This is a genomic window from Kitasatospora sp. NPDC004240 (genome assembly GCF_053603215.1).
In genome coordinates this window covers 1-21672 of the sequence record NZ_JBSGFD010000020.1, presented here as the reverse complement: position 1 = coordinate 21672, position 21672 = coordinate 1, and the positions used below count along the sequence as shown (strand labels likewise).

The window sequence follows — 21672 nt, the reverse complement described above, 5'->3', positions numbered from 1 at the left end:
GTCGTCGAGCACCGTCCTTCCGCGGGTTCGCGATCAGGGGTCGGTGCCGGCGCAGGGCACTTACGGGCCGGTCGGCCGGCTCGGGGGGATCGAGGCCTCGATGTGGGCGAGTTGGGCGGCAAGGATCTCCTCGAACGCGGCGCGGCGGTCGACCCCGAGGGGGCGGACGTCGCGGGCGAAGTGGGCCAGTGCGGGGAAGCGTTCGGGGTCGGCGCCGAGTACCGCGACGCGGAACAGCTCCATGCCCTGTTCGTACTCCTCCGGGGTGATGGTGCTGACTCCGGCCTCGGAGGCGATCAACGCGGAGATGAGGACCGCGAGCCGGTGGTAGCGCGCCGGGATCTCCTCGTCGGGCAGTCCCGACGCGCGCAGGGCTTGCAGCACCTCTTCCATGACCAGCCGGGACCCGGCGCCGCCTGACGCGTACCGTCCCCAGACCGCGGCGAGCTGGGGCTGCCGGCCGAACGTCTCCCTCATGCGCAGGGCGAGGGCGGTGATGCGCTCCTTCCAGTCACCCTCGGCGCGGTAGCCGTCCATGGAGGCCAGGAGGACCCGGTCGGCGACCGCGCGCAGCAGTTCGATCTTGCTGCGGAAGTGCCGGTACAGGCTGGAGGAATCGGTCCCGAGGGTGGCGGCGAGCTTGCGCACGCTGAACGACTCCGTGTCGCTCGTGCGCAGCAACTCCGCTGCCGCGTCCAGGATCTCCTCGGTCGACCAACGCCTGCGAGCTGCCATTTCGCCCCTCTCGTCGAGCCCAGTCTAGCCAATGCACTTGGTGTTGCACGCACCGCGTGCATAATGGCCTCATGAGCGCGCCGGGCGATCCGGCAGCAGGCCGGCCGGCGTGTCACGTGTGCCTGTCGCCCAGGTCGGGCGATGGATGTGGAACTCACCCCGAGCAGTGCGAAAGGACTCATGTCGTGAGGAACTCACTGGATCCCGCGGCGCTGGATGCCGCCGTCGAAGCCGTCCACCGCGCCGGGATGCCGGGCCTGTTCGCCGAGGTGCGCGACGGGGACCAGGTCTGGCGCGGCGCCGCCGGGGTGGCGGACACCGCCACCGGCCGCCCCGTCACCGCCGGCCTGCGGCACCGGGTCGGCAGCATCACCAAGACCTTCACCGCCGCCGCGGTCCTGCAGCAGGTCGAGGCCGGTCGAATCGGTCTCGACACGCCGATCGGCCGGTACCTTCCGGGGCTGGTGCCCCGAGGACGCGGTGGCGCGATCACGGTCCGGATGCTGATCAACCACACCAGCGGCCTCGCCGAATACCTCCCCTACGCCTACCCCTCGCTCAAGGCCCTCCCCGTCCTCGCGGACACCGGGCCGCAGAGCCTGGACGAACACCGGCTCACGCGGTTCGACCCCGTCGAGCTGATCGAGATGGGGGTCACCGCACCCGCCGTCGGCACTCCCGGCGGCACGCCGGGGACGTACTCCAACACCAACTACCTGCTCCTCGCCCGGCTTCTGGAAGAGGTGACCGGCACGGCGGCCGAGCGGTGCATCACCCGGAACGTCATCGAGCGCGCCGGACTCCGGGACACCGCGTTCCCCGTCGGACCCCACATCGAAGGGGAACACTCGCAGCTCTACGAGGCGTGGTTCGGCATGATCGACCCGCCGCGCGACTACAGCCTCTACGACATGTCGTGGACGGGGCCGTCGGCCTCGCTGATATCGACCGTCGCGGACCTCAACCGCTTCTACCGCATGCTGCTGGCCGGCGAGATCGTGAATCCGTCGTCGCTGGCGCAGATGCAACGGACCGTCCCGATCGTCTCCCAGGAGGGACGGGTGATCGACTACGGCCTCGGCCTGTACCCGACGGAGGGCCCCGGCCAGGGCACCTTCTGGGGCCACGGCGGCACGGTCTGGGGCGGCGGAGCACTGGCCATGACCCGTGCCGACGGCAAACGGCAGATGGCGGTCGCGGTGAACATGCAGAGGTGGAACAGGCTCGACCCTTCGGGCAGGCCGCAGCCCCATCCCATCGACGACGCGCTCGCGGCCCTCCACCGCGTGGCGATGTACGGCTGACCGGGACCACCGGCGAGGGGCGGCGCCACCGTGCAGCCCCAGTACCCGGACCACGGTGTCCGGACCGCGGTGTCCGGATCACCCCTCTCCCGGTGAGCCGATCAGCACCCCGGAAGGCACCGGCCGCACCGCCCCCCCGAAGACCGTCACAGGAAGGTCGTCCCGGCATGACCGCCGCCCCCGTCGATCCGTTCGCTCCCACGGCCCGCCTGCCCCGCGGCGGCCGGCCCTGTACCGCGACGAGAACCACGAACCCCGCCCAGGACGCCCCCGGGCCGCCCGCCCGCCCCGCGGAGGGCGGCGGTCGGCGCTCGACGGCCGTCGCCCTGCCGCACGGCACCCGGCCGCGGATACGGCCGGAAGGCGACGGGGCCCGATGAGTACCGAGCAGGCACGACCCCCGGATGCCGTGGGCCTCGGGGAGTTACTGCGCCCCGTCCGATCGCGGCTGGGCACGGCGATTGGTCTGCAGGCCGTCGCGGCGCTGATCGCCCTCGTACCGCTCGCCGCGGTGGCCGAACTGGCCCGGGTACTGCTGGTGGCCGGCCCGGTCGACCGGGGCCGGGCCTGGACGGTGGCCGTGATCGCGGCGGCCGCGTCGGCGCTCTGGCTGCTGCTGACCACCGCGGCGGGCACCCTCGCGCACCGTGCCGATCTGGACTTCCAGTTGTCGGTGCGCCGACGGCTGGTGGACCGGCTCGGCCGCGTCCCGCTGGGGTGGTTCACCGACCAGGGTGCGGGCGGTATCGGGAAGGCGGTCCAGCACGACGTCGACACGATGCACCACCTGGTCGCGCACACGCTGCTGAGCCTCACCTCCAGCGCGCTCACGCCGCTGGCGACGCTCGCGTACCTGTTCCGGGTCGACCGGCGGATGGCACTGATCCTGCTGATCCCGATCGTGGCCGGCGTCGCGCTGTTCGTCCGGACGGCGATGACCCTGGACGCGCAGACGGCGGCCTTCGACGAGGCGCAGCAGCGCATCGTCGGCAGGGTCGTCGAATTCGTCGAGGGCATCGCGGTGGTGAAGATGTTCGGGCAGGCCGGGCGGGCCCACCGGCAGTACGCGAAGGCCGCCGACGACTTCGCGGACTTCTTCCTCGCCTGGATCTCGAAGGCCTACCGGGCGAGCGCGCTCTCGCAGCTGGCGCTGAGCCCGGTCACCATCCTGCTCACCGTCCTGGCCGGCGGTACGGCGCTGGTCTCCTCCGGCCGCCTTCCGGCGGTCGAGCTGCTGCCGTTCACGATCCTCGGACTGGGGCTGGCCGGGCCCCTGCAGGCGCTGCACCACTACGGCGACGACGTGGAGAAGTCGCGTGCGGCGGCCAAGCGGGTCGGTGCGCTGCTCGTGGCGCCGGAGCTGGCACTCCCCACGGCACCGCGGCGGCCCGAGCTCGGCGGCGGCGCCCGGGTGGAGCTGTCCGGGGTGGAGTTCGGCTACGACGCGGACCGAACGGTGCTGAGCGGCATCGACCTGGTGCTCGAACCGGGCACCGTGACGGCACTCGTCGGGAGCTCGGGCTCGGGCAAGACCACCCTGGCCAAGCTGCTGCCGCGCTTCTTCGACCCGACCCGCGGCACCGTCACGATCGGCGGCGTCGACCTGCGCGACATCGCACCGGAGCAGCTGTACCGGCTGGTGTCGTTCGTCCTGCAGGACGTTCAACTGCTGGACGCCAGCGTGCGGGACAACATCCGCCTCGCCCGTCCCGACGCGGACGACGGGACGGTGCGCCGCGCGGCCCGGGCGGCGGCCGTCGACGAACGCATCCGCGCGCTGCCGCGGGGCTACGACTCCAGGGTCGGCCGTGAGGTCCGCTTCTCCGGTGGTGAGGCGCAGCGGCTGTCCATCGCGCGGGCGATTCTCGCGGACACCCCGATCGTGGTGCTCGACGAGGCGACGGCCCACGCCGACGCCGAGTCGGAGGCGCTGATCCAGGACGCACTGTCGGAGCTGGCGGTCGGGCGGACGGTGCTCGTCGTCGCGCATCGGCTGGCCCCGCTGGTCGGCGTCGACCGCATCGTGGTGCTCGACCGGGGCCGGACGGTCGAGCAGGGCACCCACGAGGAACTGCTGGCCGCCGGTGGACGGTACGCGCGGATGTGGCGGTTGCAGGAACGGACCGGGCCCGAGGGCGCCGACGATCACGACCCCCACGCCGGGGCCGGCACCGCGAAGGAGGGGGCACGGTGATCCGACGACTGTTCACCGCACTCGGCCCGGCGCACGACCGTGCGCTGCGCCGGCTGCTCGGCCGGTTCACCGTTGCGGCGCTGCTGCAGGGCGCGGCGTTCGTCCTGCTCGTCCCGATCCTTCGCGAACTGCTCGGCGAAGAACCGGAACGGGCCTGGCCGTGGGTGATCGTGCTCGCGGTGCTGTGGGTCGGCTGCGCGGCCGTGGGCTACCCGGCGACGCAGGCCGGCTTCCGGACCGGCGCGGGTCTGAGCCGCGACCTGCACCACCGGATCGGCGACAAGGTCGCGCGGCTTCCGCTGTCCTGGTTCACCGCCGATCGCGTCGGCGGACTCGGACGCCTGGCCGCGCATCGCGTGGTCGACATCATGGGGGTGCCGGCGCACCTTCTGCGGCAGTTGGTCGACACCTTCGTCACACCGCTGGTCGTGGTGCTCGCGATGTTCCTGTTCGACTGGCGACTGGCCGTCTCGATGTCCGTCGCCGCGGTCGCGGTGGCGCTGGTGTACCGCGTGGCCGGCCGTGCCCTGCAGGCCGCCGACCGGGACACGGACCGCATCCATGCCGATGCCGCCGGGCGGATCGTCGAATTCGCCCGGGCCCAACCGGTGCTGCGGGCCTTCGGCCGTACGGTCCGGGGGCATGCCGAACTCGACCAGGCGCTCGTCGCGCAGCACGCGGCCGGTCGCCGGACGTTGCGTGCCGCCGTGCCCGGCGTGGTCGCGCTCGGCTTCGTCGCGCAGGCGTCGTTCGTCGTGCTGCTGACCCTGGGCACCGACCTGGCGCTCGACGGCTCGCTGAGGGCGGCCGAACTGATCGCCCTGCTGGTGCTGGCGGTCCGGTTCGTCGAGCCGATCATGCTCACCGCGGAACTCGGTGGCGCGATCCGCGTCGCCGAGAACGCGCTGACCGAGATCGACGAACTGCTCGCCACCAGGACGCTGCCCGAACCGGCGGCGCCGCAGCAGGCGGACGGCGCCGACCTCGAACTCGACGACGTACGCTTCGGCTACGACGGCGCCACGGTCCTGGACGGGCTGTCGATGCGCGTGCCGCAAGGTCGGATGACCGCCCTGGTCGGTCCGTCCGGTGCCGGCAAGACGACCGTGATCAAGCTGATCGCGCGGTTTTACGATCCCGACGCCGGCACGGTCCGGGTCGGCGGTGTGGACGTACGCGAGATGCGGAGCGAGGATCTGATGGCGGCCATCTCCGTGGTCTTCCAGGACGTCCACCTCTTCGACGGGAGCATTCGCGACAACATCCGGGTCGGCCGGCCCGACGCCACCGACGAGGAGGTCCTCGCCGCGGCCCGCACCGCGCGGGTCGACGACATCGCCGACCGCCTGCCGGGCGGCTGGGAGGCGCCGGTCGGGGAGGGCGGCAGCCGTCTCTCCGGCGGTGAGCGGCAACGCATCTCGATCGCGCGCGCCCTCCTGAAGGACACCCCCGTGGTGCTGTTCGACGAGCCGACGGCGGCGCTGGACGCCGACAACGAGCACGCCCTGCAGCAGGCGATGGCGGCCCTCGCACGGGACCGAACCGTTCTGGTGATCGCGCACCGGCTGAACACACTGCGCGAGGCGGACCACATCGTGGTCCTCGACCGGGGTCGCGCCGTGGAGCAGGGTGACCACGCCGAACTGCTCGCATCCGACGGCCGGTACGCCCACTTCTGGCGCGAACGCCGGCGTGCCCACGGCTGGCGCCTGGCCCACCCGGCCACGGTCCGCCGGCGCACGCCCGCCGGGGGCTTCGAGGTTCCCCAGCACGCCGAACGAACCGGTGAGCGGCCGGCCGACGGGGCCGGGCCGCCTCCTTCTCCTCATCCCCGAGGAGGAGCCGATGGCCGAGCACGGACCCGATGGTGACGAGAACGGGAGCCGGCCGCCACGGCCCCGATCCCCGGTTGTCCGTCATCGCCCGGGCCGGATGGTGAGGGGCTGTCGGGAGGCGGTCGGTGGCGCGAACAACGTCCGGACGGTTTCGGCGGCCGTCTCACGCAGCCAGGCGTGGGCGCGGTCGTCGTCGTAGCGCTGGTGCCACAGCAGGTACAGGGGGACCTCGGGCAGCGGGAGCGGCAGTGGCAGTGTGGCGAGGCCGAGTCGTTCCCGGGCCGCGCGGGTGACCGCGTCGGGGAGGGTGACCACCAGGTCGGTGTCGAGGGCGAGTTGCAGTGCGAAGGTGGCGGTGGGGCCGGCGGCGACGACGCGTCGCTCCAGGCCGCGGGTGCTCAGCGCGTCGTCGATCGGGTCGCGCAGGCTTGCGCGTCGCGAGACGGTGAGGTGTTCGGCGGCCGCGTAGCGCTCGATGCTCAGCGGGCCTTCGGTGAGGGGGTGGCCCGGCCGGACGGCGACGATCAGCCGGTCGCCGCCGACGAGGCGGTGGCGGATGTCGGGGAGCGTGGGGGCGCTGGAGCTCGATTCGAGGTCGACCTCACCGCGGCGCAACTCGGCGTCGTCCGTCCCGGGTTCGGCGGACAGGCGCAGCCGGACGCCGGGGGCCCGGCGGTGGACGGCGGTGATCAGGGCGGTGCCGCAGGCGGCGGTCAGGGCGTCGTGCCAGCGCACGGTGAACACCCGGTCCAGGGCCGTCAGGTCGAGTTCCTGCTGGGCGGACAGGAGGTGATGGGCCTGCTGGACGAGGGCGTGGACCTGGGCGCGCATGGCCAGCGCGCGGGTGGTGGGGACCATGGTGCGGCCGGTGCGGACCAGGATCTGGTCGCCGGTGGCCTTGCGGATGCGGCCCAGTGAGCGGCTCATCGCCGGTGCGGTGACGTGGAGGCGTGCCGCGGCGCCGGCCACGCTGCCTTCCTCCAGCAGTGCGTCCAGGGCCGTGAGGAGGTTCAGATCCAGTTGCATGACAGTAACTCTACGAGTGAACAGCATGCACTTGTTGTTAACGACAGGGGCCCCTACCGTCGAAGTGCGGACGCGAGACAGACCGCCCGCACACATCGAACCCCAGGGAGCCCGCCATGAGCACAGCCATGCCTTTCGCCGCCGGTACGACGCTCCTGCCCGAGGTGACCGCGGCGGTGAAGGCCGCCGGCCTCACCCTGCGCGAGCGCCACACCCCGCACGCCCGGGGCGTGAGTCTGGAGGAGGTCGTCGCCGAGATCCACGCCAACGACGACGCGGTGCTGGACGTGCTGCGGGAGCCGCTGCTGCGGGCCCGGCGGGGATCGCGGTGGGCCGAGGACGAACTGGCCGGCGGTGCGCTCCCGTCGGGGGAGTGGTGGGTCGTCGACCCCGCCGAGGGCAACATCAACCACGTTCACGGCATGGAGGACTGGGCCGTGACCGCCACCCTGGTCCGCGACAACCGGCCGGTGCTCACCGTCGTCCACCTGCCGCTGACCGGCGACACCTACACCGCCGTCGCCGGCGGCGGCGCCCGCCTGGGCGGCCGGCCCCTGAAGGTGTCCGCCAAGACCGATCTGGGTGCCGCGCTCGTCGGCACCGGCCAGGCCAGGCCCGGTGAGGACGAGCGCACCTTCCGGCGGATCGGCGACTCGGTCACCGCCATGCTCGTCAACGGCCTGGTCGTGCGCGTGTCCGTTCCCGCCACGATGCAGCTCATCCACGTCGCGGCCGGACGCACCGACGCCTTCTGGCAGTTCTCCGACGTCCGCTCCGGACTGGTCGCCGGTGCGCTGCTGGTCTCCGAGGCCGGAGGCACCGTCACCGACCTGGCGGGCGAGCCCTGGACCACGGGCAGTCGCGACTTCCTGGCCGCCGCCCCCGGCCTCCACCCCGCCGCCCTCACGGTCCTGTCGCCGATCGCCTGACCGGACACCTCCGCTCCACCCACCTCACACCGCAGGGAGCATCCACCTCATGACCAGCATCGGCATGACCGACATCGGCATCCTGGGCGCCGGCCGCGTCGGCGCCAACCTCGCCGGCAAGCTCTCCGCAGCCGGACACCGTGTCACCCTCGGTGTCCGGAACCCGGAAGAGACCGCGGCCCTCGCCTCCGGCATCGCCCCGCGGATCGCCTTCGCCGACCAGCGCACCACCGCCCGCACCGCGGACATCGTGATCAACGCGACGCCCGGCGACACCTCCCTGGAGCGCCTGGCCGGCCTGCGCGCCGAGCTCCGCGGGAAACTCCTCGTCGACGTCTCCAACGCCACCCGCGACGCCGACGACGGTCTGCCCGGTGACCTGTGCTATCCCGGCAGCAGCCTCGCCGAGCACCTCCAGGCCGCACTCCCGGACACCCGTGTGGTCAAGACCCTCAACACCATGCTGTTCACGGTCATGACCGCCCCCGACACCCTGGCCACCCCACCGACCGCCTATCTCTCGGGCGATGACCGGAACGCGAAGAAGACCGTCACCGGCCTGCTCGGCGACCTCGGCTGGCAGCCCGCATGGATCGAGGACCTCGGCGGCATCACCACGGCCCGCGCCACCGAGGCCATGATCCTCCTGGTGCCCCACATCCTGCGCCGACACGGCTTCGAGCCCTTCGCCGTCTCCCTCACCCGCTGACCCCTCAGGACCGGGCTCAGGCCCGGCGGCGGACTCGTGCGAGGCAGCCGGGCACCGGCACGGACCACGCCCGCTGCGGGGGTGCGGACTCGCGCGGAGCGGGGTCGAGTTGGGGGTTCGGACGGGGTGCCCGGTGACGTGCGTGAGTACGTCGTCGAGCGCTCGGCCGATCCGGGAGGCGTCCTGATCGTGGACGACACCGGCGCGGCAGGGTCGTCCGGGCAGGGCCGACCATCCCTACGGCCCCGGCCGTTCCTGCCCGGGCCGCCGAACCCCCGGGGATCCTGCCGGTGGACGGCGCGGACGACCGTGCCGGAGCACTCCCGGCCGGACGCTGTTGTGCATGTTCCGGCCAAGTTGCCGCCTCCGCAGTTCGGTCACCGGAAATCCATGAAATCTCCACACTAGGGTGAGGCTCGTTCCACTGCTCGGCCATCCCCCCGACCCAGCGGGCGTCACGCGCGCCCGCCGCCAGGACTGGAGTGAACCGACCATGCGTCTCCGTCATCTGTGGAAGCGTCTGACCGGCGCGGTCGTCCGCCGCGGCATCGGCGCCACGATGGGCGCGCTCGCGCTCGTCGCCGCCTTCGCCCTCACCGGCACCGCCACCGGCATGTCGACCGCGGCCGCCCAGCCGTCCGGCTGGGGTGACGGCCCCGGCCGGTGGTCCTGCGCCGGCGCCGCCATCCCGGACGGCTGGGTCCTCACCGCCTACGACAGGAACGGTTGCAACGGCTGGAGCTCCTGGTACCAGCAGCCGGCCAAGGACGGGCTCTACACCTGCGGCGGCTCCCCGATAGTCCCCGGGTACGTCATCACCGACCACAGCCCGGCCGGCTGCAACGGTGTCGGCTCCTGGCGGCACAACCTCGTCAAGGACGGGATCTGGACCTGCGGCGGGTCCCCGATCGTCCCGGGGTACGTCGTCACCGGCTACCAGGTCTACGGCTGCCACAACGCCGGTCTCTGGTACCACCAGCTCCCCAAGGTCGGCCTGCTCACCTGCCCCAACTCGCCCATCCCGGCGGGGTGGCGCGCGGGCGCCCACTGGCCGACCGGCTGCAGCGGCCACGGCGGCTTCTACCTCGCCCGCGCCTGATCCCCGTCCCGCCTGACCGGTTCCCCCGAAGGGACGGGCCGGAGGCGCCGCACGATGTGCGGTGCCTCCGGCCCACCGGGCGTGGCGCGGCGTCCACACGTGGGCCGGGATCCCGGCGAAGAGGAAACGGCACGCCCTGGAGGCCGGCCACCACGTCACGGCCGTGGTCCGCGACCCGGCCCGACTGCCGCACACCGGCCACCCGGAGCTGCGCACCGTGACCGCGGACGCCATGGACCCGGCCGCGATCCGCGAGGCCGTGACCGGCCGGGACGCCGTCGTCTCGACGCTCGGACCCCGCAACCGCACCGACACCTCGGTCTGCACCGACATGGCCGGGCGGCGGCGCGGTCGGCCCGGGACCTGGGAGGAGGCCGCCGCCGCCGAGGCGACGGCTCACCGTTTCGCGGGGATCGGTTGCACCGACCGATCCCACCGCCCGACCCCCGAACGCCCATTGACGCCCCGTAGTGGTCTAGTCCAAGTTGTGCGTACGCATGTCCTGACCCGCTCTTCCCCCACACTGGAGCGCATCCTCATGACGCACGACCGACGCCGGCTCCACCGAGGCCTCGCCGCCGCAGGCGCCCTCTGCCTGGGCCCCGCAGCCCTGGCCCTGCTGCCCTCCCGCGCCGACGCCGCCACCGAACTGCTGGGCAACCCCGGGTTCGAGGCCGCCACGCTCGCCCCCTGGGTCTGCACCGGCACCGCCGCCCCCACGGCCGTCACCCCGCGCTCCGGCAGCGCCGCCCTGAGCGCCACCCCCGGCGCGGGCGACCTCGGCGCCTGCACCCAGACGGTCACCGTCCGGCCGAACACCGGCTACACCCTGACCGCCTGGGTCAAGGGCCCGTACGTCACCCTCGCCGCCGCCGGCACCGGGGTGTCCAGCTCCACCTGGGCCAACGCCCCCGCCTGGACGCAGCTGACCCGGAGCTTCACCACCGGACCGGCCACCACCCAGGTCACCGTCACGATCAGCGGCTGGTACGGCAGCCCGTACCAGGCCGACGACGTCTCCCTGACCTCGGCCGGCGCCACCCCCTCGTCGTCCCCGTCCTCGTCGGCGTCGGGTTCGGCCACGCCGAGCCCCACCGCAACGCCCACTCCCACACCCACCACGACGCCGACGCAGACGGCCACCACCACACCGACGGCGACGCCGACCGCCACCGCGACGTCCGGCAACACGGTCAGGGTCACCACCGCGCAGGAACTGCAGGCCGCGCTGACCGCCGCCGTCCCGGGCCGGACCATCCAGCTCGCCGACGGCACCTACAAGGGCAACTTCAGGATCACCTCGGGGGGTACGGCCGCCGCCCGGATCACCCTCGTCGGCTCGCCCCGCGCCGTCCTGACCACCACGACCGGCGGCGGCTACGGCCTCGCCCTGGCGAACGCCCCGTACTGGACCGTGCAGGGCATCACCGTGACGGGCGCCCAGAAGGGCATCATGGTCGACGCCTCCGACCACGTCGTGCTGGACTCGGTGACGGTGAACCACATGAAGATGGAGGGCGTGCACTTCCGCAACTCCTCCAGCTACGGAGTGCTGCGCAACTCGACCGTGCACGACACCGGCACCGCGCGCGACGGCAAGGGCGAGGGCGTCTACGTCGGCACCGCCAACACGCTCACCGACAAGAGCGACTACGTGCAGATCCTGAACAACGTGATCGGCCCGAACATCGGCGGCGAGAACGTCGACCTCAAGGAGGGCACCACCGGCGGCCTGGTCTCCGGCAACCGCTTCGACGGCAACGGCCTGACCAACGTCAACTACGACGACTCCTGGATCGACGTGAAGGGCAACGACTACGTCATCGAGAACAACACCGGCGTGCGCACCATGAACCACGGCTACGAGACGCACAGCCAGGACCCGGGCTGGGGCTGCGGCACCGTGTTCCGCAACAACCGCTCGGACCTGACGGGCGCGAGCGGGACCCACGCCGCGAAGTACGCGATCAACGTGACCAACCGGTCCGCCTCCTGCCCGGTCACCGTCACCGCCGACAACACCGTCACCGGCGGCACCGCGCTCACCAACCCGGGCGTCCGCGTCGGCTGACCCCCTTCCCGGCGGGGCCGCAGGACTCTACGGCTCCGCCGGGGCGGGCCCTCCCGCGCTCAGGCACCGCCCGTCGGCGGCGCCGTCGAGGTCTTCGGGGACGGCGGTGGGGAGGGTGTCCCACCAGCCGGTGCCGGCGGCGAGCGGGTAGCCGTACGCCACGCCACCGCCTGCCGGGGTTCGGCGATCACGGGACCACCGTCAGCACGATCTTGCCTTGGATGTGGCCCTGTGCGGCTCGCGTGTGTGCGCGGCCCGCCTCGGGCAGCGGGTAGGTGCTGTCCACCCCGACCTGGAGCTTGCCATCGTCGAACAGGCGCCCGATCTCGGCGAGCTGGGGGCCGTTGGAACGCACCTGTATGTTCGAGACGGTGATGCCCAGACGCGCCGTCTCTTCCGGGTCGTACCGGGCGAAGAACACCGGAAGCATGGTGCCGCCGCGCTTGAGGACGGTCAGGAAGCGTGAGCTGTCCGGGCCACCGACGGTGTCGATCACCAGGTCGACGCCGCTGACCGCGTCCGCGGCCCGCGTCCTGGTGTAGTCGATGAACTCATCGGCGCCGAGCTCGCGCAGGAACCGCTCGTGCCGGCCCGAGGCCACCGCGATGACGTGGGCCCCCTTCCACTTCGCCAGCTGCACCGCGAAGTGGCCCACTCCACCGGCTGCCCCGTTGACCAGCACGGTCATTCCTGGCGTGATCGGCACCGGCCGGTGCACCCGGCCGGTGAAGGGGGACGGCACGTCGTGGCCGAGATCAACCAGGTACTGCCAGGCCGTCAACACGGCCATCGGCGCCCCGGCCGCCTGCACGTGGTCGATACCGGCCGGCTTGTGAGCCAGGTCCGAAGCCGGCGCGGCCACGTACTCGGCGTACGTCCGGCCGTCGAATCCGGGGAACCGCAGCATGCCGAAGACCTCATCGCCGACGGCGAACCCCAGCACGTCCGGAGCGACCGCCTCGACCACGCCCGACATGTCCGTTCCGGGGATCAGGGGGAACTCCAGCGCCGGCCTCATCTCGGCCGGCATGACCTTCATCCCCTCACGCAGGTACCAGTCCGGCGGGTTGATGCCCGCCGCGTGCACCCGGACGAGCACCTCGCCCGGGCCGATCCCGGGAACCGGCACCTCGCCGTACTGCAGAACTTCCGGCCCGCCCGCTTCGTGGAACTGGATCGCCTTCATCACGCCTGTCGCCTTCTCGGGGAAACGTTGCTCCTTCAGTCAAGGCCCGGGTCGGCACGGCCGTCCAAGACCGGTTCGGCAACCCGGTCATTCCGAAACGGTATGACGCGTACGCTCGAAGGGTGAACGATCCCGGGCAGGACCTGGAACTGCGGCTGGTGCGCTACTTCACCGTGGTGGCGGCGCACCAGCACTTCGGCCGGGCCGCCGCCGAACTGCACGTGGCCCAGCCGGCGTTGAGCCGCCAGATCCAGCGGCTCGAGAAGTATCTCGGCGTACGCCTGCTGGACCGCACACCCCAGGGCACCCGGCTCACTCCGGCCGGCCGGACATTCCTCCCCCGGGGCCAAGCCCTGTTGCAGGCCGCCCGCCAGGCCGAGCTGGCCGTGCGTGAGCAAACCCAGACCGAACGAATCGCCATCGGCTACGTCGAAGACCTGGTGATCACTGCCGCCGTACGGGAACTGCGCCGCCATCACCCTGACGCGGAGATCAGTGTCGTCGGTGTTCTTGTCGCTCTCCGGCGTGGGCAGGCTGATGCAGCCCGGTACGCGCACGATGGACTGGCCATCACAAGGAGCCCGGGCGGCATGCCCGGCACGTCAAGGGGTTGAACAACCCGCACGTGCGGCGATGCGATGTGGGCCGGAAGGCCGGGTGGCGGCGATGGCTTCCGCAGCCGGTCGGGCATGGCAGCGATGAACTTCTTCGATGCGACTACTTCGAGGCCGCGGTGTTCCAGGTGGCGATCCAACCGGTGGTCAGCAGTGCGGCTGCGCCGGCCGAAGCCATCGCGGTCCCGGTTCCCACGGCTGTTGCGAGCACGCCGAAGCAGACCGGGCCGATGCCCTGCAGCGTCATGGTGCCGGAATGCAGCAGTCCGAACGCCTGGCCCTGGGTGTCGGCCGGCAGACAGTCCAGAAAGGCCCGCTGCAGCCCCAGGGCGTAGGCGAAGCCGGTCCCGGCAAGCAGCAGCAGGACCGCACTCGTTGCGGCTTCGGGGTCTGCCGCGAAGGCCAGCAGAGGAAGTCCCGTCACTGCGGCCAGCGGGACCACCAGCCGTTCCCGCACCTGAGGCCGCAGGAGGCGACCGACGATCAGGTCACCGCCCAGCATGCCGACGGGCAGGCAGGCCATCAGCAGGGCGTAGGTGCCGGTGGCGAAGTGGTGCTGCCCCGCGTAGGCGATGACCAGTCCTTCGGCGCCGGCCGCGGATGCGGCCGGCAGCCATTGCGCCAGCAGCAGCCGTCGCGAGCCCCGGGTACGCAAGAGGGTGGCTGCCCCGTGGAGGCTGGCCCTCGCCGGGGAACCGGCTGGCTGGCCTTCGGGGCGCAGGCCCGGCAGGCCCAGGCGTGCCGCGGCGGCGGCCGCGAGATGAAGTACCGCGCCGACGGCGATTGCCTGTCGGGTTCCGAGGGCCGCGACGGTTGCCCCGCCGACGGCCAGGCCCGCCAGTTGCGCGGCCGAGGCGGCCATGCTGTTCAGCGATCGTCCCAGCACGTAGGCGTCCCCGGTCAGCCAGTGGGCCACCAGCCGTCCCGAGGCGCCGTGGAACAACGGTGTCAGCAGGGCCACGAGCGCCACCAGCGCCAGGTTCGCCGCGATGGGCAGCGGCAACAGTGCCAGGGCCAGTGCCGTCGCGCCCTCCAGCAGATAGCCGCCGGCTATCAGCGCCCTCGGTGGCAGCCGGTCGGCGAGCGAGCCGAGCAGCACGGTGCCGAACATCTGGGGCAGGAAGCCCGCCCCGAAGGACACCGCGCTCAGGAAGGGTGAACCGGTGGTGGTGAAGACCAGCACGGAGAACGCCGAGATGCGCAGCGAATCGGCGGTGATCGCAACGGACCGGGTGAGGAAGAGCAGCCTGAACCCGGGCTCGGCCAGGACCTCTTTGTAGGTGGTGCGACGCGGCACCGTAAGGGTTGTCGTCATGCGCTGCAGCCTCTCGGAGCGCACTCCCGCCGAGCGAATGATTCGTCCCCCGACGTAAGGTCGTAGGCTCGTCGCATGCTTCGCTTCGAAGTCGCCGCCGAGGCCCTGCTGCGCAGCCGCTTCGCCATCTCTCCTGCTTTCGAGCTGGCCGGCCTGCTGCGGGTCCTGCAGGGCCGGGGCGGTCAGCTGCCCGCCGCGTGGGCGGCGCGGTTGCGGCCCGTATTCGACCGGTTGCGTGGCGGGACCGATCTGGATGTGGCGCTCGCCCTGCACACACCACGGTCCGGTGCTGATTTCGTCGCCGTACCGCCGAAGGGCCTGACCCAGGCCTGGGCCGACGACCTCGCCGTCATCCGGGCCACGCCACTGGCACAGGCTCGCGCCGAGATCGCCCGGGTCACGGCCGTACAGCCGGTCCGGCATCCCGGGATCCGGCAGGTCCTGGCCGCACCGGATGTCGTCGAGCGGATCGCCGTCGCGCTGGACCAGGCCTGGCACGAGCTGCTGGCTCCCGACTGGCCGCAGCTGCGCGCGATCTGCGAGCGAGATGTGGTGCACCGCGTGGGCCTGATCGGCGAGCACGGCTGGGAGGCCGCGATCGAAGAGCTCCACGACGGCGTGCTGTGGCAGAACGGGGCGATCGAGCTCGACCTTCTCGGCGGTGACACCGTTCGGCTGGCCGGGGAGGGACTGCTGCTGATCCCCTCGGTCTTCGTCTGGCCGGCCGTGGCGGCCCACCTGGAGGCCCCCTGGCCGAAGACCCTGATCTACCCCGCCCGCGGCACCGCCGCCCTCTTGGAGACACCGCCCGCTGCCACCCCCGAAGCCCTGGGCGCGCTTCTCGGACGTTCCCGCGCCCGGATCCTCAGCGCACTGCACACTCCGGCCAGTACCAGCCAACTCGCCCGCCAGCTCCGCCTGGCAACCGGCGCAGTCGGCGACCACCTGGCGGTCCTGTTCAACGCCGGCCTGCTCAGCCGTGCTCGATCGGGACGGTCCGTGCTCTACCGGCGCACCGCGCTGGGAGACGCACTCGCAGCCACCGCAGAGGATGAACCGGCCGGCAGCCACGGTTTCCTGACCGAACCGCTGGCACCTGCCCGTGAGCCGGAAGGCATGCCGGGGTCTCGGAAACGAGGTGTCCGCGGTCGGGGTGAGCCGCGGCGCGAGGCCCGGATGCCGGGTGTCGTCCCAGCTGATCCGGTCCGTCCCTGACATCCCCGGCACCCGACCCGTGCAGCCCCGGGGCCGAGTGGTTCGGGAACCCGCGGCGGAGGTTCCCGCCGTGGATGCCGACAGGCGTCAGGCTCGGCGGGCGGAGGCTGTGAGCCGGTCGGCGAACGCGATGACGAGGTCTCGGAGTTCGTCCGGTCGCTCGATGACGAACGGCCGGTCGAGCGAGGCGAGCACAGGAGGCAACCAGTCGAGCCGCTCCGCTCTCAATTCGACGTGGAGCCAACGCGCGGTGTGCGGATCCGCGCCGTCCGCGGGAACGGGCTCCGCCACGCTCGCGACGCTGGCGGGAAGTCGGGCGCGGACCTGTTCGACCGTCCCGTGGATCCGCAGCGTCACTTCGTGCCGGTAGGCGGCCTGGGCGAAGCCCGACAGGACGCGACGTGCCGGATCGAGCCCGGCGGGCGGCTCGAACGAGCCCGGCAGGGTCCTCGCGTCCGCGATGCGATCGAGCCGGAAGGTCCGGTCCTGGCCGACCTCGGGATCGGCGCCCGTGACGTACCACCGGCCCTCATGGGGGACGATCCCATACGGGTGCAGTGTGCGCTCGCTCCGTCGGCCGTCCCGGTCGGTGTACCTGATCGAGATCGGGCGGCGATGGCGTACCGCATCGGCGACGGCGAGCAGAACCCCCGTCTCCGGGGCGGCCGACTCGCCAGGCGCAGCCGTGAAGGCGAGGGATTCCATGACGGCGTCGAGACGACGGGCAAGACGCTCGGGCAGCGCACGGCGGATCTTGGCCGCCGCCGTCTCGCCCGCGGTCCCGGCCGCCGCCGGCAACCCCGCCCGGCGGCCGGCGACGAGACCGAGCAGCACGGCGAGCGCCTCGTCGTCGTTGAGCATGAGCGGAGGCAACCGGTACCCGGGGGCGAGCCGGTACCCGCCATAGCGGCCACGGACCGCCTCGACGGGGATGTCGAGGTCGACCAGGTGGTCCACATACCGCCGCACGGTGCGCCCGTCGACACCGAGCCGGTCGGCGAGTTCCGCCATCGTCCTGGTGCCGCCCGACTGCAGGAGTTCCAGGAGGGTGAGCACGCGACTGGTAGGTCGAGCCATGACCACAACCCTAGCGTCGATACTGGACCGATTCTGTCCACTATCTGCTCTAGCGTCCGAGGTGCAACGGCTTCACCAACCCGAGGAGAACACCATGGACTTCGTTTCGACCCGGATCATCACCGCCGACGTCGCACGCCTCGTCGGTTTCTACGAGCGAGCCACCGGAGCACAGGCGCACTGGTCCACCGAGGACTTCGCCGAACTGCGGACCGCCGGCGCGACCCTCGCGATCGGCAGCACCCGTACCGTGGCACTCTTCGCACCCGGCTGCGCCCGTCCGGCCGACAACAGCACGGTGATCATCGAATTCCTCGTCTCCGACGTGGACGGGGTCCACCGGGACCTGGTCGATTTCGGCGCCGACTTCGTGACCGGGCCCACCACGATGCCCTGGGGCAACCGCTCGCTCCTGCTCCGTGACCCCGACGGCAACCTCGTCAACTTCTTCACCCCTGTCACACCGGCGGCCATCGAGAGGTTCGCCCGCTGACGACGACGCGGCCGCCAGGGCGGGGCCGGTCCCGGCGCGGCACGCTCCGTACGGACCGGATCATCCGAGACTGCGAGCGAATCGCCGCGTCGGCCCGCCGCCACCGCGGCAGCATCGGCCAGGGCGGCCATCCGTCATGGTCCGCCACCGTCGGGCGGCTCAGAGGCGGCTCGATCGAGGGTTGACCGCTATGACCTTCGAAGGCGGCCGGGCCGGACCGCCTCCCACGAACGCCCGTTTCGAACTCCGGGAGCCGGCTGGCGTGGTCTCGGTGAGTTCAGGGGGACTTCAGCGAAGAGGGATAGGGCTTCACCCTGCTGACACCGTCGCTGTCGGCGCATGCCTCGAATTCCTGGTAGGCGACGCAGACTTCGGCGTGTTGAGGCCGGTTTTCGGACGGCAGCATGGGGGTGTACCTCCCGTTCTTCGAGTTTCCGATCAAGCGGTCACTCTTGAGTGACAGGGCATCTCCTTTGTCCGACTTCATGTAGACGGACACGATTCTTTGATCCTGGAACGGATCGATCTCCGCCCACAGCGCCCGGCAGGCCGCGCTGTACGACAATGAGATCAGGCCGTACTCCGTTTTGACACCGGCCGCCGTTTCGGCGTCATTGACACACTGGTGCTCTCTGGGGTCCTCCCCCCGGCATGTGAGGTGATGGCATTCCTTCGCGGCGGTGCCACTCATCGTTCCGTTCGGGCCCGGGGGCGACTTCGTTGTCAATGGAGCCCGGTCGAGCAGATAGGCCGCACCGGCAACTCCGGCGAGTGCCAGGAGCAACGCCATACCGACGACCATGGAAAGGCCGATCGGGCGGGTCCGCCGTGGGAAGCTCTCGTCCGGGCCTGACGCCGTTGCGGGCCGGCCGCCGTCCGGCTGCACCGCCCCACTACTCCACCCCACGCCGGCTGCTGTGTGCTCGGAGCCTGTCGTCGGGTCCTGTTCTCGTCGGCCGGCGGGAGAGGTCCCGGCCGCTATCCGATCTCGAGCCTCCATCCAGGCGTCGATACGCCCTTCCTCCCCGCAGGCGCGAAGGAACGACCGCAAGGTCTCCGCGCTCGGCAGCGCATTCCGGCGTAATCCATCGGACAGAGTGCTGCGTGCCAGCACCGCACCTTGCCCGGCCGCACGTTCTTCCAGCTGTCGGTAGGTCAGCCCCGACCGTTCCTTGAGCTGTCGCAGCAACGCGACGAACGCAGCGGCATCCCGGGCTTCCCGCGGTTCCAACTCCCCTTGATGGCCCATGTCCGGCATTATTGTCGAGCGCATGTCACTGGACAAGGTTGCTCCCGGCTTCCGTCCATCGCCGGACAGGATCCCGGACATGCCGCTGACCAGGCCGGACGGAAGCAGACTGTCCGGGCCGGCGGCTTGCCGTTGCCGCGGCCCGGCAAGGTCGGCAGAGTCTGTGGTGCCCGGCCGGACGGACCGTCGCTACGACTGGCACGACACGGGTCGCCCGGAAACGATCCCGGCCCGCCGGACCGGCCCTGCCGGACAATGTGCCGGCGGCGGCCCGAGTTCCGCGATGCGAACCCCAAAGGGCCTATCCGGGCGACGGACTGCCGGGCAGTCATGGGTCCGGTTCCGGGGGAGCGGGATCGGCATCTCCAGCGATTCGCCGGTTGATGCGGATTGCGTAACCCCGCACAGCAGCGCAATTCCTGCCCGAGAAGAGAAGGAGAGTCATGCGCTTTCACCATGTCCTCGCGACCGCCGTGGCCGCCGTCACCTTGACCGCCGGTTCCGTGGCCCTCACCACCGGAACGGCGCACGCCAAGACCACCTTCCTGCGCACCACGCACAACCTCGCCGGGGTGGAGTACATCAGCGAGACCGACACCTTCCGGCTCTGGGACAACGCGCCGGACGACACCCTCATGGCCCGCGTCGAGTGGAAGAAGGTCAACAGCAGCACCGTCAGGGGCACGCTGTGGCACCGCTGGGAGAACGGGACCAACGGACGGTCGTCCAACCAGAACCCCAACACCGGCATGAAGTCCGGAGACCAGTTCACCTTCCGGGTGTGCGCCGTGGACAGGGGCCAGGTGAAGGAGTGCTCCAGCTGGGGCACCGCGTGGTACTAGAGATCGTCCTCAAAGCTCAGATCCGGAGCGGGATCGAGGCGATGGTGACGGCGGCCTGGTAGGACTCACGGGTTTTGTCACGGCGGGTGGCCAGGCCGCGCCATTGCTTCAACCGGTTGAAGCAGCGTTCGACGACGTTGCGGAGCCGGTAGGTCGGCCGGTCGAACCCGGGCGGGCGGCCTCCGCGCGAACCCCGGTTGAGTCGGCCGGGCGCCTGGTCGATGCGTTCGGGGACGGTGTGCCGGATTCCGCGTCGGCGCAGGTGGGCGCAGATCTTGTGGGAGCTGTAGCCCTTGTCGGCGATCACGTGGTCGGGCCGGGTGCGTGGGCGCCCCGGCCCGACCCCGGGAACGCGGATCGATTCCAGGACCGGTTGGCAGACGGGCGCAGCCGTTCACGTTGCCGCCCGACAGGACGAGGCCGAGCGGGCGGCCCCGCCCGTCGCAGGCCAGGTGGAGCTTGGTGCTCAGCCCGCCACCCCCGAAGCGGGCAGGCCCTGCACCTGCCCGCCCCGATCGTCTCCCTCCGGCGGGCCGACCCGTCCCGCCGGACCGGACGAACACGCGGCCCGAGGGGGACGGCAGGCGCCCCCGAGCACGGCCGTGGCAGCGGCGGCGCTCGCGCAGGTCGGTTCCGCACGGTCCGGCTCGGCCGTTGTCGCACCGTGGCGGCACAATGTCCGGCGCACGGGTTTCGAACAGGGATGGTGGTGGGCGTGGAGTCGACGGCGTCGGAGCGGCTCAGAGTGCTGCTCGGCGAGCCGAAGGCGTGGGGCCGTGCGGATACCCGACTGTGGGAGGCATCGGAAGCCCGCCTGGGCGTCGCACTGCCGAGCGACTACAAAGCGTTCATGGACCTCTACGGCCCGGGTGTCCTGAACGGGTTCCTCGGGTTGAGCAGGCCCGTCGACGGTACCGAGCAGGAGGCCGAATCCCTCTGGGGTCCGTACCTCTGGGGCGGGACGATCGACGAACAGGACTACCCCGACTGGGTCCGGCCCTGGGCCGGCGAGGGCCGGCTCATCACCTGGGGCGGTGTCGAGGACGGCACGCTGTTCCACTTCCTCGCCCTGGAACCGGATCCGGACGACTGGCGCATCGTGATCACGAGTGCCGAGGACGGCGATTGCCACGAGACCGCCGGCCCGTTCGTCGAGTTCCTCCTACGCTGCCATGACGGAGTCGACAGGCCGTCGTTCATCCTCCAGAGCTGGATGCGGGGCGGTGTCACGTACGAGCAGGACGACACCTGGGGCGACGAAGGAGGCCCGCGCCCGTGAGCCGCAGTGCCCGGCCGCGGTGGAAATTCACCGCCGCCCGCCCCTGCCGGACCTGCCCGGCTACCCGCGCCCGGGGACAGTCCGACCCCGCCGATCCGCGACACCACCGGCCTGCCGAGCCCGGACCACGTGCTGCACATGGTTGTCGACGGCCTTGTGGGTGCCGATAAATCATCCGGCCTGGTCGCAGCCTTGTCACCTGGCCGCGGGTCGCGTCTGTCGGCCTTGTGGTTGTCTTCCCCGCGGGGCAGCACGGACGGCATGATGATCTGTTGTGCTGCCGCGCCTGGCCTACCTCGCCATGACCAACACCTTCGCGCTGCTGCGGCCGCTGCCGATGGGCAGCCGGGAGAAGGACATCGAGATCCTGGCGCTGCGGCACCAACTGCTGGTTCTGCGGCGCCGGGCCGCGAAGCCGGTGTTCACCGACACGGACCGCGCGGTCCTCGCGGGGCCGCCCCACCACCTCCCCACCGACAGGCTGCGGCGCCTTGTGTCGC

Annotated in this window: 18 protein-coding genes and 4 pseudogenes; 14 read left to right on the top strand and 8 right to left on the bottom strand. The window is 71.7% G+C overall.

Translation table 11 applies throughout. The features are described from left to right. Positions 1 to 60 precede the first annotated feature (60 nt). Positions 61 to 735, bottom strand: a complete 675-nt coding sequence (locus tag ACWEQL_RS08310) for a TetR/AcrR family transcriptional regulator (protein ID WP_452149392.1) — start codon at positions 733 to 735, stop codon at positions 61 to 63. A 185-nt stretch (positions 736 to 920) separates the two neighbouring features. On the opposite strand from ACWEQL_RS08310, the gene ACWEQL_RS08305 reads away from it, so the two are divergent. The 3 genes from ACWEQL_RS08305 to ACWEQL_RS08295 all read left to right on the top strand — a co-directional run bounded on the left by ACWEQL_RS08305 (position 921) and on the right by ACWEQL_RS08295 (position 6104). Beyond that, positions 921 to 2039, top strand: a complete 1119-nt coding sequence (locus ACWEQL_RS08305; protein WP_452149391.1) for a serine hydrolase domain-containing protein — start codon at positions 921 to 923, stop codon at positions 2037 to 2039. A 376-nt stretch (positions 2040 to 2415) separates the two neighbouring features. After that, positions 2416 to 4233, top strand: a complete 1818-nt coding sequence (locus tag ACWEQL_RS08300; protein ID WP_452149390.1) for an ABC transporter ATP-binding protein — start codon at positions 2416 to 2418, stop codon at positions 4231 to 4233. Then, positions 4230 to 6104 carry an ABC transporter ATP-binding protein gene (locus tag ACWEQL_RS08295; protein ID WP_452149389.1) on the top strand — a complete coding sequence of 625 codons (1875 nt, stop codon included), beginning with the start codon at positions 4230 to 4232 and terminating at the stop codon, positions 6102 to 6104. The genes ACWEQL_RS08300 and ACWEQL_RS08295 overlap by 4 nt, the downstream gene beginning before the upstream one ends. 45 nt (positions 6105 to 6149) lie before the next feature. Here ACWEQL_RS08295 and ACWEQL_RS08290 read toward each other — a convergent pair whose 3' ends face one another. Continuing rightward, on the bottom strand, positions 6150 to 7094 hold the full coding sequence (locus ACWEQL_RS08290) for a LysR family transcriptional regulator (RefSeq protein ID WP_452149388.1): 945 nt from the start codon (positions 7092 to 7094) through the stop codon (positions 6150 to 6152). A 116-nt stretch (positions 7095 to 7210) separates the two neighbouring features. On the opposite strand from ACWEQL_RS08290, the gene ACWEQL_RS08285 reads away from it, so the two are divergent. From ACWEQL_RS08285 to ACWEQL_RS08265, 5 genes and pseudogenes are all read left to right on the top strand, one after another. Further along, positions 7211 to 8023, top strand: a complete 813-nt coding sequence (locus ACWEQL_RS08285) for an inositol monophosphatase family protein (protein ID WP_452149387.1) — start codon at positions 7211 to 7213, stop codon at positions 8021 to 8023. A 64-nt stretch (positions 8024 to 8087) separates the two neighbouring features. Beyond that, positions 8088 to 8732: an NADPH-dependent F420 reductase gene (locus tag ACWEQL_RS08280; protein ID WP_452149438.1), complete on the top strand. Its 645-nt coding sequence runs from the start codon at positions 8088 to 8090 to the stop codon at positions 8730 to 8732. Positions 8733 to 9225: 493 nt separating this feature from the next. Then, on the top strand, positions 9226 to 9831 hold the full coding sequence (locus tag ACWEQL_RS08275) for a hypothetical protein (RefSeq protein ID WP_452149386.1): 606 nt from the start codon (positions 9226 to 9228) through the stop codon (positions 9829 to 9831). A gap of 61 nt (positions 9832 to 9892) precedes the next feature. Continuing rightward, positions 9893 to 10804 (top strand): annotated as a pseudogene (locus tag ACWEQL_RS08270) (NAD(P)H-binding protein); the annotation flags it as partial. A 141-nt stretch (positions 10805 to 10945) separates the two neighbouring features. Then, a pseudogene (locus ACWEQL_RS08265) lies at positions 10946 to 11902 on the top strand (right-handed parallel beta-helix repeat-containing protein); the annotation flags it as partial. A 27-nt stretch (positions 11903 to 11929) separates the two neighbouring features. Here the strand turns inward: ACWEQL_RS08265 and ACWEQL_RS08260 are convergent. Beyond that, positions 11930 to 12064 (bottom strand): hypothetical protein, encoded by a 135-nt coding sequence (locus tag ACWEQL_RS08260; protein ID WP_452149385.1) that lies wholly within the window; start codon positions 12062 to 12064, stop codon positions 11930 to 11932. A 25-nt stretch (positions 12065 to 12089) separates the two neighbouring features. Next, positions 12090 to 13088 carry an NADP-dependent oxidoreductase gene (locus ACWEQL_RS08255; RefSeq protein ID WP_452149384.1) on the bottom strand — a complete coding sequence of 333 codons (999 nt, stop codon included), beginning with the start codon at positions 13086 to 13088 and terminating at the stop codon, positions 12090 to 12092. A gap of 122 nt (positions 13089 to 13210) precedes the next feature. On the opposite strand from ACWEQL_RS08255, the pseudogene ACWEQL_RS08250 reads away from it, so the two are divergent. Further along, positions 13211 to 13585 (top strand): annotated as a pseudogene (locus ACWEQL_RS08250) (LysR family transcriptional regulator); the annotation flags it as partial. 220 nt (positions 13586 to 13805) lie between these two features. Here ACWEQL_RS08250 and ACWEQL_RS08245 read toward each other — a convergent pair. Then, entirely contained in the window at positions 13806 to 15017 is a 1212-nt protein-coding gene (locus ACWEQL_RS08245) for an MFS transporter (protein ID WP_452149383.1), read from the bottom strand. A 75-nt stretch (positions 15018 to 15092) separates the two neighbouring features. Here ACWEQL_RS08245 and ACWEQL_RS08240 point away from each other — a divergent pair, with 75 nt between their 5' ends. Continuing rightward, entirely contained in the window at positions 15093 to 16232 is a 1140-nt protein-coding gene (locus ACWEQL_RS08240; protein WP_452149382.1) for a winged helix-turn-helix domain-containing protein, read from the top strand. A gap of 87 nt (positions 16233 to 16319) precedes the next feature. On the opposite strand, the gene ACWEQL_RS08235 is transcribed toward ACWEQL_RS08240, so the two are convergent. Continuing rightward, the gene (locus ACWEQL_RS08235; protein ID WP_452149381.1) at positions 16320 to 17309 is read right to left on the bottom strand and encodes a helix-turn-helix transcriptional regulator; all 990 of its coding nucleotides are present in this window, start codon (positions 17307 to 17309) and stop codon (positions 16320 to 16322) included. A 94-nt stretch (positions 17310 to 17403) separates the two neighbouring features. Between ACWEQL_RS08235 and ACWEQL_RS08230 the strand changes: the two genes are divergently transcribed. Continuing rightward, positions 17404 to 17802 carry a VOC family protein gene (locus ACWEQL_RS08230; RefSeq protein WP_452149380.1) on the top strand — a complete coding sequence of 133 codons (399 nt, stop codon included), beginning with the start codon at positions 17404 to 17406 and terminating at the stop codon, positions 17800 to 17802. Positions 17803 to 18079: 277 nt separating this feature from the next. Here ACWEQL_RS08230 and ACWEQL_RS08225 read toward each other — a convergent pair whose 3' ends face one another. Continuing rightward, the gene (locus ACWEQL_RS08225; protein ID WP_452149379.1) at positions 18080 to 19132 is read right to left on the bottom strand and encodes a DUF2690 domain-containing protein; all 1053 of its coding nucleotides are present in this window, start codon (positions 19130 to 19132) and stop codon (positions 18080 to 18082) included. 362 nt (positions 19133 to 19494) lie between these two features. Between ACWEQL_RS08225 and ACWEQL_RS08220 the strand changes: the two genes are divergently transcribed. Beyond that, positions 19495 to 19893: a hypothetical protein gene (locus tag ACWEQL_RS08220; RefSeq protein ID WP_452149378.1), complete on the top strand. Its 399-nt coding sequence runs from the start codon at positions 19495 to 19497 to the stop codon at positions 19891 to 19893. A 16-nt stretch (positions 19894 to 19909) separates the two neighbouring features. On the opposite strand, the gene ACWEQL_RS08215 is transcribed toward ACWEQL_RS08220, so the two are convergent. Further along, the gene (locus ACWEQL_RS08215; RefSeq protein WP_452149437.1) at positions 19910 to 20251 is read right to left on the bottom strand and encodes a transposase; all 342 of its coding nucleotides are present in this window, start codon (positions 20249 to 20251) and stop codon (positions 19910 to 19912) included. 387 nt (positions 20252 to 20638) lie between these two features. On the opposite strand from ACWEQL_RS08215, the gene ACWEQL_RS08210 reads away from it, so the two are divergent. Both ACWEQL_RS08210 and ACWEQL_RS08205 read left to right on the top strand, forming a co-directional pair. Further along, the gene (locus ACWEQL_RS08210) at positions 20639 to 21172 is read left to right on the top strand and encodes an SMI1/KNR4 family protein (protein WP_452149377.1); all 534 of its coding nucleotides are present in this window, start codon (positions 20639 to 20641) and stop codon (positions 21170 to 21172) included. A gap of 274 nt (positions 21173 to 21446) precedes the next feature. Further along, positions 21447 to 21672: pseudogene (locus tag ACWEQL_RS08205) on the top strand (integrase); the annotation flags it as partial.

Coding starts and splice junctions, on each gene's coding strand:
- ACWEQL_RS08220 (WP_452149378.1), top strand. CDS start 19,495: ATGCGCTTTCACCATGTCCTCGCGACCGCCGTGGCCGCCGTCACCTTG.
- ACWEQL_RS08235 (WP_452149381.1), bottom strand. CDS start 17,309: ATGGCTCGACCTACCAGTCGCGTGCTCACCCTCCTGGAACTCCTGCAG.
- ACWEQL_RS08285 (WP_452149387.1), top strand. CDS start 7,211: ATGAGCACAGCCATGCCTTTCGCCGCCGGTACGACGCTCCTGCCCGAG.
- ACWEQL_RS08245 (WP_452149383.1), bottom strand. CDS start 15,017: ATGACGACAACCCTTACGGTGCCGCGTCGCACCACCTACAAAGAGGTC.
- ACWEQL_RS08280 (WP_452149438.1), top strand. CDS start 8,088: ATGACCGACATCGGCATCCTGGGCGCCGGCCGCGTCGGCGCCAACCTC.
- ACWEQL_RS08230 (WP_452149380.1), top strand. CDS start 17,404: ATGGACTTCGTTTCGACCCGGATCATCACCGCCGACGTCGCACGCCTC.
- ACWEQL_RS08225 (WP_452149379.1), bottom strand. CDS start 19,132: ATGTCCGGGATCCTGTCCGGCGATGGACGGAAGCCGGGAGCAACCTTG.
- ACWEQL_RS08275 (WP_452149386.1), top strand. CDS start 9,226: ATGCGTCTCCGTCATCTGTGGAAGCGTCTGACCGGCGCGGTCGTCCGC.
- ACWEQL_RS08255 (WP_452149384.1), bottom strand. CDS start 13,088: ATGAAGGCGATCCAGTTCCACGAAGCGGGCGGGCCGGAAGTTCTGCAG.
- ACWEQL_RS08240 (WP_452149382.1), top strand. CDS start 15,093: ATGCTTCGCTTCGAAGTCGCCGCCGAGGCCCTGCTGCGCAGCCGCTTC.
- ACWEQL_RS08290 (WP_452149388.1), bottom strand. CDS start 7,094: ATGCAACTGGATCTGAACCTCCTCACGGCCCTGGACGCACTGCTGGAG.
- ACWEQL_RS08310 (WP_452149392.1), bottom strand. CDS start 735: ATGGCAGCTCGCAGGCGTTGGTCGACCGAGGAGATCCTGGACGCGGCA.
- ACWEQL_RS08300 (WP_452149390.1), top strand. CDS start 2,416: ATGAGTACCGAGCAGGCACGACCCCCGGATGCCGTGGGCCTCGGGGAG.